Source organism: Aquabacterium sp. UBA2148 (assembly GCF_002328915.1).
Classification (GTDB): domain Bacteria; phylum Pseudomonadota; class Gammaproteobacteria; order Burkholderiales; family Burkholderiaceae_C; genus Aquabacterium; species Aquabacterium parvum.
The window spans coordinates 1-7,739 of record NZ_DCXA01000177.1 but is presented as its reverse complement, the minus strand read 5'-3'; the positions used below and the strand labels follow the sequence as shown (position 1 = coordinate 7,739).

The 7,739-nt window shown below is 67.3% G+C and carries 7 protein-coding genes and 1 pseudogene; all 8 read left to right on the top strand.

Translation table 11 applies throughout. The features are described from left to right. Positions 1-607, top strand: a 607-nt coding sequence (locus tag B2W70_RS09930) for a tetratricopeptide repeat protein (RefSeq protein WP_286745328.1), incomplete at its 5' end; no start/stop codon positions are given. After that, positions 604-2,334, top strand: a complete 1,731-nt coding sequence (locus B2W70_RS09925; RefSeq protein ID WP_286745310.1) for a GspE/PulE family protein — start codon at positions 604-606, stop codon at positions 2,332-2,334. The genes B2W70_RS09930 and B2W70_RS09925, both read left to right, overlap by 4 nt. Positions 2,335-2,352: 18 nt before the next feature. Next, a complete protein-coding gene (locus B2W70_RS09920) occupies positions 2,353-3,552 on the top strand; it encodes a type II secretion system F family protein (RefSeq protein ID WP_286745307.1) in 1,200 nt (399 codons plus the stop codon). Beyond that, positions 3,549-4,997, top strand: a complete 1,449-nt coding sequence (locus B2W70_RS09915; RefSeq protein ID WP_286745304.1) for a hypothetical protein — start codon at positions 3,549-3,551, stop codon at positions 4,995-4,997. Before B2W70_RS09920 ends, B2W70_RS09915 begins: the two co-directional genes overlap by 4 nt. Continuing rightward, positions 4,994-5,599, top strand: a complete 606-nt coding sequence (locus tag B2W70_RS09910; RefSeq protein ID WP_286745303.1) for a hypothetical protein — start codon at positions 4,994-4,996, stop codon at positions 5,597-5,599. Before B2W70_RS09915 ends, B2W70_RS09910 begins: the two co-directional genes overlap by 4 nt. 16 nt (positions 5,600-5,615) lie before the next feature. Then, positions 5,616-6,098: a hypothetical protein gene (locus B2W70_RS09905; RefSeq protein ID WP_286745301.1), complete on the top strand. Its 483-nt coding sequence runs from the start codon at positions 5,616-5,618 to the stop codon at positions 6,096-6,098. Further along, positions 6,095-6,982, top strand: coding sequence for a type II secretion system protein (locus tag B2W70_RS09900; protein WP_286745298.1), 888 nt, complete (start codon positions 6,095-6,097; stop codon positions 6,980-6,982). Before B2W70_RS09905 ends, B2W70_RS09900 begins: the two co-directional genes overlap by 4 nt. A gap of 23 nt (positions 6,983-7,005) precedes the next feature. Continuing rightward, positions 7,006-7,739 (top strand): annotated as a pseudogene (locus B2W70_RS09895) (hypothetical protein); the annotation flags it as partial.

Genomic DNA, 7,739 nt, shown 5'->3' with positions numbered 1-7,739 from the left:
CGAAGCCGCCACCCGCCCCGCACAGTTGGTGCGCTCACAGGCCCAATCGCAACTGCAAGGTGCGTGGTCGGCTTTGCGACAGGGCGATGCCGCCCGTGCGCAAACGCTGTATGAGCAGGTGCTCGTGAGCCGACCGGGTGACCCCGACGCCACGCTGGGCCTGGCCGTGTCCCTGCACCGCCAGCAGCAGCTCGAAGCCGCCTGGCTTGCCTACCAGCACAGCCTGCAGGTGTGGCCTGACAACGAAACCGCTCGCGCCGGCATGCTGGCGATCCTGTCCGAGTCCGATCTGGACACAGCGGAAAGCCGCCTGCAGGAATGGGTGCAGTCCCGTCCCCGTGACGCAGACGCCCAGGCCGCGCTTGGCAGCCTGCTGGGCCGGCAAGAGCGCTGGGCTCAGGCCCTGGGGCCCTTGTCGCTGGCCCAGGCGCTCGCGCCGGACAGCGCACCCCACGCGTTCAACCTGGCCGTCGCCCTCGATCAGCTGCACCGCTACGACGATGCCTTGCAGATGTACCGCCATGCCCTGCAAATGGGTGCGGCAGGCGTGTCGCCTCAGGCCGTGGAGCAGCGCATCACCGAATTGCAGGAAGGGCGCGCCCGATGAACACCGCCCCCTCCGCCGCTCCCTCGGGCAAGCCGCCGGTCCGGCTCGGTGACCGCCTGCTGCAGATGGGGCTGGTCTCATCCGACCAGATCCAGATCGGCTTGCTGGAGCAAAAGAAAACCGGCAAACAGCTGGGTGATGCGCTGATCGCCCTGGGCTTCGTCACCGAAGAGGCCATGCGCGAAGCCCTGGGTCAGACCCTGGGGCAACAGACCATCCAGCTGCAATCGGTGCTGGCCGACTCCGAAGCCCTGGCGCGCCTGCCCAAGGCGATGGCCTTGCGCTTTCAGGCCTTCCCGGTGTCCTACCAGCCCGAGACGCAACAACTCGTGCTGGCCAGCCCCAAGCCCAACGACATCATCGCGGCCGACCAGATCCGCGCCCAGGTCGGGCTGAGCGTGTCCATCGAGTGGCGCCTGGCCAGCACGGCAGAGGTGCTGGCGGCCATCGACCAGTTCTATGGCTATGAGCTGTCCATCGACGGCATCATCCAGGAGATCGAGACCGGTCAACTGGACATGGCCTCGCTGGCGCAAGGGCAGGGCGGCTACAGCCACCCAGTGGTGCGCCTGGTGGACGCGCTGCTATCGGATGGCGTGCACAAGCTCGCCTCCGACATCCACTTCGAACCCGAAGGCCAGTTCCTGCGCATCCGCTACCGCATCGACGGGGTGCTGCGCCAGGTGCGTGTGCTGCACGGGCGCTACTGGAGCGCCATGCTCGTGCGCCTGAAGCTGATCGCGGGCATGAACATCGCAGAGAGTCGGGCGCCTCAAGATGGTCGCGTGTCGCTTTCGATCGCGGGGCGTGGCGTCGACTTCCGCGCTGCCGTGCAGCCCACCATCCACGGCGAGAACTTCGTGCTGCGCGTGCTCGATGCCAAGCGGGGCATCGTGGACTACGACAAGCTCGGCCTGACCGACGACCAGTACCACCTGCTCAACCTCATGCTGGCGAGGCCCGAGGGCATCATCCTGGTGACCGGGCCGACCGGCTCGGGCAAGACCACCACGTTGTACTCGGTGCTCAGCCACATGAACGACGAAAGCGTCAACATCATGACGCTGGAAGACCCGGTCGAGTACCCCATCACGCGGATCCGGCAGACCTCCATCTCGGACGGCAGCAAGATCAACTTCTCGGATGGCGTGCGCTCGATGATGCGCCAGGACCCGGACATCATCCTCGTGGGTGAGGTGCGTGACCAGGACACGGCCGAGATGGCCTTCCGTGCCGCCATGACGGGTCACCAGGTCTTCTCGACCCTGCACACCAACTCGGCCTTGCGCAGCTTCCAGCGCATCAAGGACCTGGGCGTTTCGACCGAGGTGATGGCGGGCAACATCATCGGCATCGTCGCGCAGCGCTTGGTTCGGCGCCTGTGCCCGCACTGCCGCGAGGCCGTCGTGGTCACCGAAGACAGCGTGGAGGCCACCCTGATTGGCCCGCATGCCATCGGGCGCACGCTGTACCGCGCCCACCAGGGCGGGTGCGAGGCCTGCGGCTTTCGCAGCTACAAGGGGCGCCTGGCCATCATGGAAATGCTGCGCATGGATGCCAACCTCGACGAGCTCATCACCCGCAACGCCAGCCTGGCCGAATTGACCGCCCACGCGCTGGCGCACGGGTTCGTGCCCATGGCCGACGATGGCCTGCGCCGGGTGCTCGAAGGCGTCACCACCGTGGAAGAAGTGGGTCGCGTGGTGGACCTGACCACCCGCCTGTAGAAAAGGGCTGCCTGCACCATGCCGCGTTACCGTTACCGCGCCATCAACGAAGGTGGAAACATCATCAAGGGCGAGGTCTCCGCCCTGCACGAGGCCGATCTGCGTGCGCAGTTGACGGCATCGAGCCTGTCCCTGATCCGCTTCACCGTTGCACGCAGTGGCGGCATCCGGCAGGCCCGCCTGCCCGCGCGCGAACTCATCAACCTGCTGTTTCACATGCAGATGCTGCTGCGCGCTGGCGTGCCCCTGATCGCGGCCCTGCAAGACCTGCGCGATGGCGCCGACAACCAGGAACTGCGCCAGGTGGCTGCCAGCCTGATCGACCGCATCCAGAACGGCAGCACGCTGGCCGATGCGATGGCTGCCGACCCCGGCGTTTTCAGCGAGGTCATGGTGCACCTGGTGCGCTCGGGTGAGGTCACAGGGCAACTGTCCGAGGTGCTGGGTGAGCTGGTGCGTTCGCTGAAGTGGCAGTCCGAGCTGGCCTCGCAGACCAAGAAGCTGCTGATGTACCCGGCGTTCGTGACCATCACCATCACCGGCGTGGTGGTGTTCCTGATGGTCTACCTGGTGCCGCAGCTGGTGAGCTTCATCCGCAACATGGGGCAAGACATCCCCTTTCAAACCAGGCTGCTGATCTGGTTGTCGGGCGCCTTCGTCAACTACTGGTGGCTCATCCTGCCGACCCCGGTCGCGGTGGTCTTGGGGGTGGGGGCGGCCGCGCGCGCGAACGAGCAATTTCGCTTCAAGCTGCATGAAATCATGCTGCGCATCCCGGTGCTGGGCCCCGTCATCAAAAAGATCATCCTGGCCCGCATCACGGACAGCTTCGCGCTCATGTACCGCACCGGCATCCCGGTGATCGAGGCCTTGAGCTACTGTGAGCGCATCACCACCAACCTGCCCGTGCAGCAGGCCCTGGTCCGCACCCGTGAGCGCATCGCCAATGGCACCTCCATCAGCGATGCCTTCGGCGCCGAGAGCCTGTTCCCCACCCTGGTCGTGCGCATGTTGCGCGTGGGCGAGTCCACGGGCGGGCTCGACGAAGCCCTGGCCAACGTGAGCTACTTTTTCACGCGCGACATCGAGGAATCCATCGAGCGCGTGCAAGCGCTGATCGAACCCGTGCTCACCGTTGTGCTGGGCCTGATCCTGGGCTGGATCATGCTGGCCGTTCTGGGCCCCATCTACGACACCATTTCCAGAATCAGGGCATGACTGCGCTAACCTTTTCAAGTTCCAGCTTGCTGCTGGTCAACCCACGGCAGACTCAGTGGTTTTCTGGTCGGGGCGAAGCCATGGACCCGCCCGACTCACCGCCTTCAAGGGTGAGCGTGGTGGCCGACCTGGTCGAGGAAAGCCACATCTGCATCAGCGTGCCCGGCATCGTCGGGCGCGACCGCCAGAGCTTCATCGAGGGGCGGTACCAGGCCATGCTGCCTGACGTGGCCTTGCGCGGCGCCTGGCAGAAGGCGTCGGCCCAACCCCTGTTGCCCAAGCCCTTCGAGCTGCATGCCATGGGCGTGTCCTCGCCGGCCCTGATCGCACAGCTCGATGAACTGACCCGCGCCGGCCACCCGATTGACGGCGTCTGGTCGCTGAGCTACCTCATGGCGCACTGGGCAACGCGGCAGGCCTCGCTGTCAGGCCAGCCGTGGGTGATGCTGTGCCTGGGGTTGTCGTATGGCATGCGCATGGTGCTGCTGCACAAGCAGGTGCCCGTGTTTTCCCGGTTGCTGCTCAGTGCCGACCCTGGTGCGCAGGCGCAGGAGGTGGGCCAGACCCTGAAGTACCTGGCGGACAACCGCGTCCTTGAGCGCGATGTGCGGCCCGCCATCGTGGCGATGGACCCGGTGCCCGAGTTCCTTCAGGGCTTGCAGAGCCAGGGGCTCAAACTGTTGCCCGAGGCCGTCCCCCGTCACGCGGGGGGCATGCTGACCGAGGTGTTGACGCTGGCTGGTTCGCGGGCCCCCGGCAACCTCGCCAACCTTGAGCTGCGTCGCCATCACCTGGCGCAACGCACCCGCCAGGGCTTGCGTCTGCTCACCGGCGTGGTGGTGCTGGCGGGGGGCGCTGGCCTGTTGATGCAGGGCCGGGCCTTGCAGGCCGGCACCGAGGAAAGCCGCCAGCACCAGCAGCAGGCCGCCGAGATGACGCAGGCCGCCCAGGCCATCCGCGATGACCTGGCTCGGCGCAACATCAACGTGCCCCTGCTGCGGCTGGCCCTGCAGGTGCAACAGCAGGAGCTGCAGTCCGGCATCGATCCAGTACAGCAGCTGTGGCAACTGGGGCAACTCATGACAGGCAACCCTCAGGCGCAGCTGGTGCGCTCTGAGCAAGCGCTGCGTGAGCAGGCCTGCTCAGATTTGCACGCCTCAGCGGAAGCGGCCGCAGCGGGCACTGAATCGAGCGGGCTGCAGGTCGAATGGCAGTTCGATGTGCGCCCCGGTGCAGACCTGTCACCGCGCCAGCGCCAGGCTTTGCTGGAAGGCTTGGTCAAGACCGTCGCCGCATGGCCTCAATGGCTGGTCAAGACCAACCCCGAGCGCCAGGAAAGTGCCTCCGCCCTGACGGGAGGCAAAGGCTCGCCCATTGATCGCGCCACGACAGAGTGGCGCTGGTGCCTGGTGCCGCGCACCAACCTGCCGGAGGTGACGCCATGAATCAGCGCTGGTCCGTGGTTCGACCGCTTGTCAGGCCCGCCCTGATGCTGCTGGTGCAGGTGGCGGCTGCTCTGATGCTGATGTCGGCCATCCTGTGGGGCGTGCAAAGCTTCATGTCGCCCGACTGGCGGCAGGCCGACTCAACCTTGCAGGCGGCGCAGGCACAACTCGACGAGGCCCGCCAGGAGCAGGCCGATGTGCAGACCCACCTGCCTCGCTTCCATCAACTCGTCGCGGCTGGCCTGTTGGGGGGAGAGCCTCGTGCCGCCTGGGTGGAAGACCTGCTGCACACCGCCAGGCAGCAGGGCCTGCAAGACCAGGTCAGCTTCTCGCTGGCGGCCCCTGAGTCCGTTGAGCTGCCGCAATCCGAACTGGCCCAGTCCCGCGTGCAGCGCCATGTGCTTGAACTGCAGATGACGCAGGTCCATGAAGTCGAAGCCTTGCGGCTGATCCAGCAACTGCAGGCCCGCCATGCCGAGGTGACGCGCATGGCCTCCTGCCTGTTTGCGCAGCCCACCCCTGCGGGCCTCAGCGTGCAGTGCCGCATCAATTTCCTGCACATTGACCCCACCCCCGCAACCGACAACAATGCCTCCGAATAGGGCGCACAGGTTTGCCATGCCACATGTCTTCACAAACTCCATCCATGCGCGCCTGATCGCGGCCCTGGTTTGTTGCATGGCGCTGGGGCAAGGCCGCGCCGCATCCGTGCCCGCTGTGCCCGCCTTGAACGAGCCGGGCGCGGCAGCCTCATGGCCACGCATCTTTTATCAAGCCGAGGAACGCGCGGACATCGAACTCCGCCGGCGCGCCGAAGAAGGCGGCGCCACCCCTGCTGCCGCAGCGCTCCCCCTGGTCTACAGGCTGGAAGGGCTGGCCCACGGGCGCAAGGGCGCTTCGGCCTGGATCAATGGCCAGGTGCTGCGTCAGGGCGAGAGCCACGCAAGCGGGCGCACCGTGTTCATCGGCCAGGGCATCGTGCGCTTGCGGCTGGCGGGCGAGCCAGACATCGTGCTGCGACCGGGCCAGCAAGCCGCTGAAACCGGTGAGTTGCTGCAAGACGTCGTCCCCGCCGGCACTTTTCGCAAGGTCAAACCATGAACCGCACCGCATGCCCCTCCCTCTTGCAGGCCCGGCCGGCGTGGGCGCCACGCCTGGCGCGCGGCTTCTCTCTGGTCGAAATGGCGGTGGTGCTCCTCATCGTGGGCTTGCTGGCCTCGGTCTTCCTGCCGGCCACCAACACCATGCTCGACAACAGCCGGCGCAAGGAAACCCGCGCCAAGCTCGAGGCGCTTGAGCAGTCCCTGGTCCGCTTCGCGGTGGTGAACAGGCGCCTGCCCTGTCCGGCCAACGGCGCGCTGGCCGCAGGCAACCCCGAGCAAGGGCTGGAGCAGCCTCACCCGGGCACCGCCGCCTGCACGGCCGTCGCGCTGACCAATGGCGTGGTGCCCTGGCGCACGCTCGGCCTGGCTCAGGGTGACGTGACCGATGCCTGGAACACCCTGGTCAGCTACCGGGTCTGGGCCGGTGCCGCCGTGGCCGCGTCTTCCCTGACGCAGCCTGACGGGCTGAACATGTCCAACCTCGACCCCGCCACCCAGAACGCCCAGATCCAGGCTTTTCTGCAGGCGCGTGGCTTTCGGGCCTGCAATGCCAACCCTTGCGCCGTCGGTGCCGCGGCTGAGCTGTCTTCGCGCACCGGCATGACGGGGGCCGCCTTTGTGCTCATCAGCCACGGGGCCAACCGCGTTGGCGGCTTCTCCGCCGAGGGGCTGTACCTGGCCACGGCCAACGGCCCCGGTCCGGGGGCGCTGGAGAACATCAACTTCAATGCCCAGGCACCCCGCACCACCACCCCCAACGACTTCTACATCGACGCCAACTACGCCGAGAACCCCGCTGCCTATTTCGACGACATCGTGCTGCGGCCCGCGGTGATGTCCACGGTGCAAGGGGCCAACCTGGGCCCGCGCCCGGCGCCTTGATCAGCTGTCAACAGCCAGCGACCATGACCGCCACCCGCAGCCCATCCACAGCCTGCCCAGTGCGCCGTCGCTCGCTCAGGGGGGGCGCCATGCTGGCCATGGTCGCCGCGTTGCTGGTGGCTGCCGCCGCCACGCTGGCCATCCGCATGGCGAGCAGGGTCGATGAGCAAACCCAGCGCTTCACCCAGACCCAGGCCCACATGCAGCGCATCCAGTTGGCCCTGCACGCCTTTGCCGCCAGCCATGGACGCCTGCCGTGCCCGGCCAATGGCGCGCTCGACACCGGCCTGGCCGCGCCCAACGCCGCCACGACGCTGTGCACCTCGCGCAATGGCATCGTGCCCTGGGCCACGCTCGGCCTGAGCCGGGAAGACAGCCTTGATGCCTGGGGGCGCAAGATCTCCTATCGCGTTCCAGACGGGGCTGCCGGCGTGACCATTGCCCAAGGCGCCAGCATGAGCGACTGCGACACCGTGGAAGCTGCCCCGACCGCCCCCACTGGCCCGGGCTTTCAGTGCACCGCGGCCCACGACGTGATGCCCGGGCCAGGCCCGAACACCTACCTCGACCCCACCTTGCGGCCTGGCCTGACGGTGCGTGTCTCGGGTGCCAACCAGAACCAGATGGCCTGGGTGCTGATCAGCCACGGTGCCAGCGGCCAGGGTGCCTGGTTGACGGGGGGGGCGCGCATGACCTTGCCCGCCAGCGCCGACGAGCTGGCCAACACGCAAGCCCCGTCCACGCCGCCGGCCGCCAC

Bases quoted from the DNA above. Each gene is read 5' to 3' on its own strand.
- B2W70_RS09925 (WP_286745310.1), top strand. From the start codon at position 604: ATGAACACCGCCCCCTCCGCCGCTCCCTCGGGCAAGCCGCCGGTCCGG.
- B2W70_RS09920 (WP_286745307.1), top strand. From the start codon at position 2,353: ATGCCGCGTTACCGTTACCGCGCCATCAACGAAGGTGGAAACATCATC.
- B2W70_RS09915 (WP_286745304.1), top strand. From the start codon at position 3,549: ATGACTGCGCTAACCTTTTCAAGTTCCAGCTTGCTGCTGGTCAACCCA.
- B2W70_RS09910 (WP_286745303.1), top strand. From the start codon at position 4,994: ATGAATCAGCGCTGGTCCGTGGTTCGACCGCTTGTCAGGCCCGCCCTG.
- B2W70_RS09905 (WP_286745301.1), top strand. From the start codon at position 5,616: ATGCCACATGTCTTCACAAACTCCATCCATGCGCGCCTGATCGCGGCC.
- B2W70_RS09900 (WP_286745298.1), top strand. From the start codon at position 6,095: ATGAACCGCACCGCATGCCCCTCCCTCTTGCAGGCCCGGCCGGCGTGG.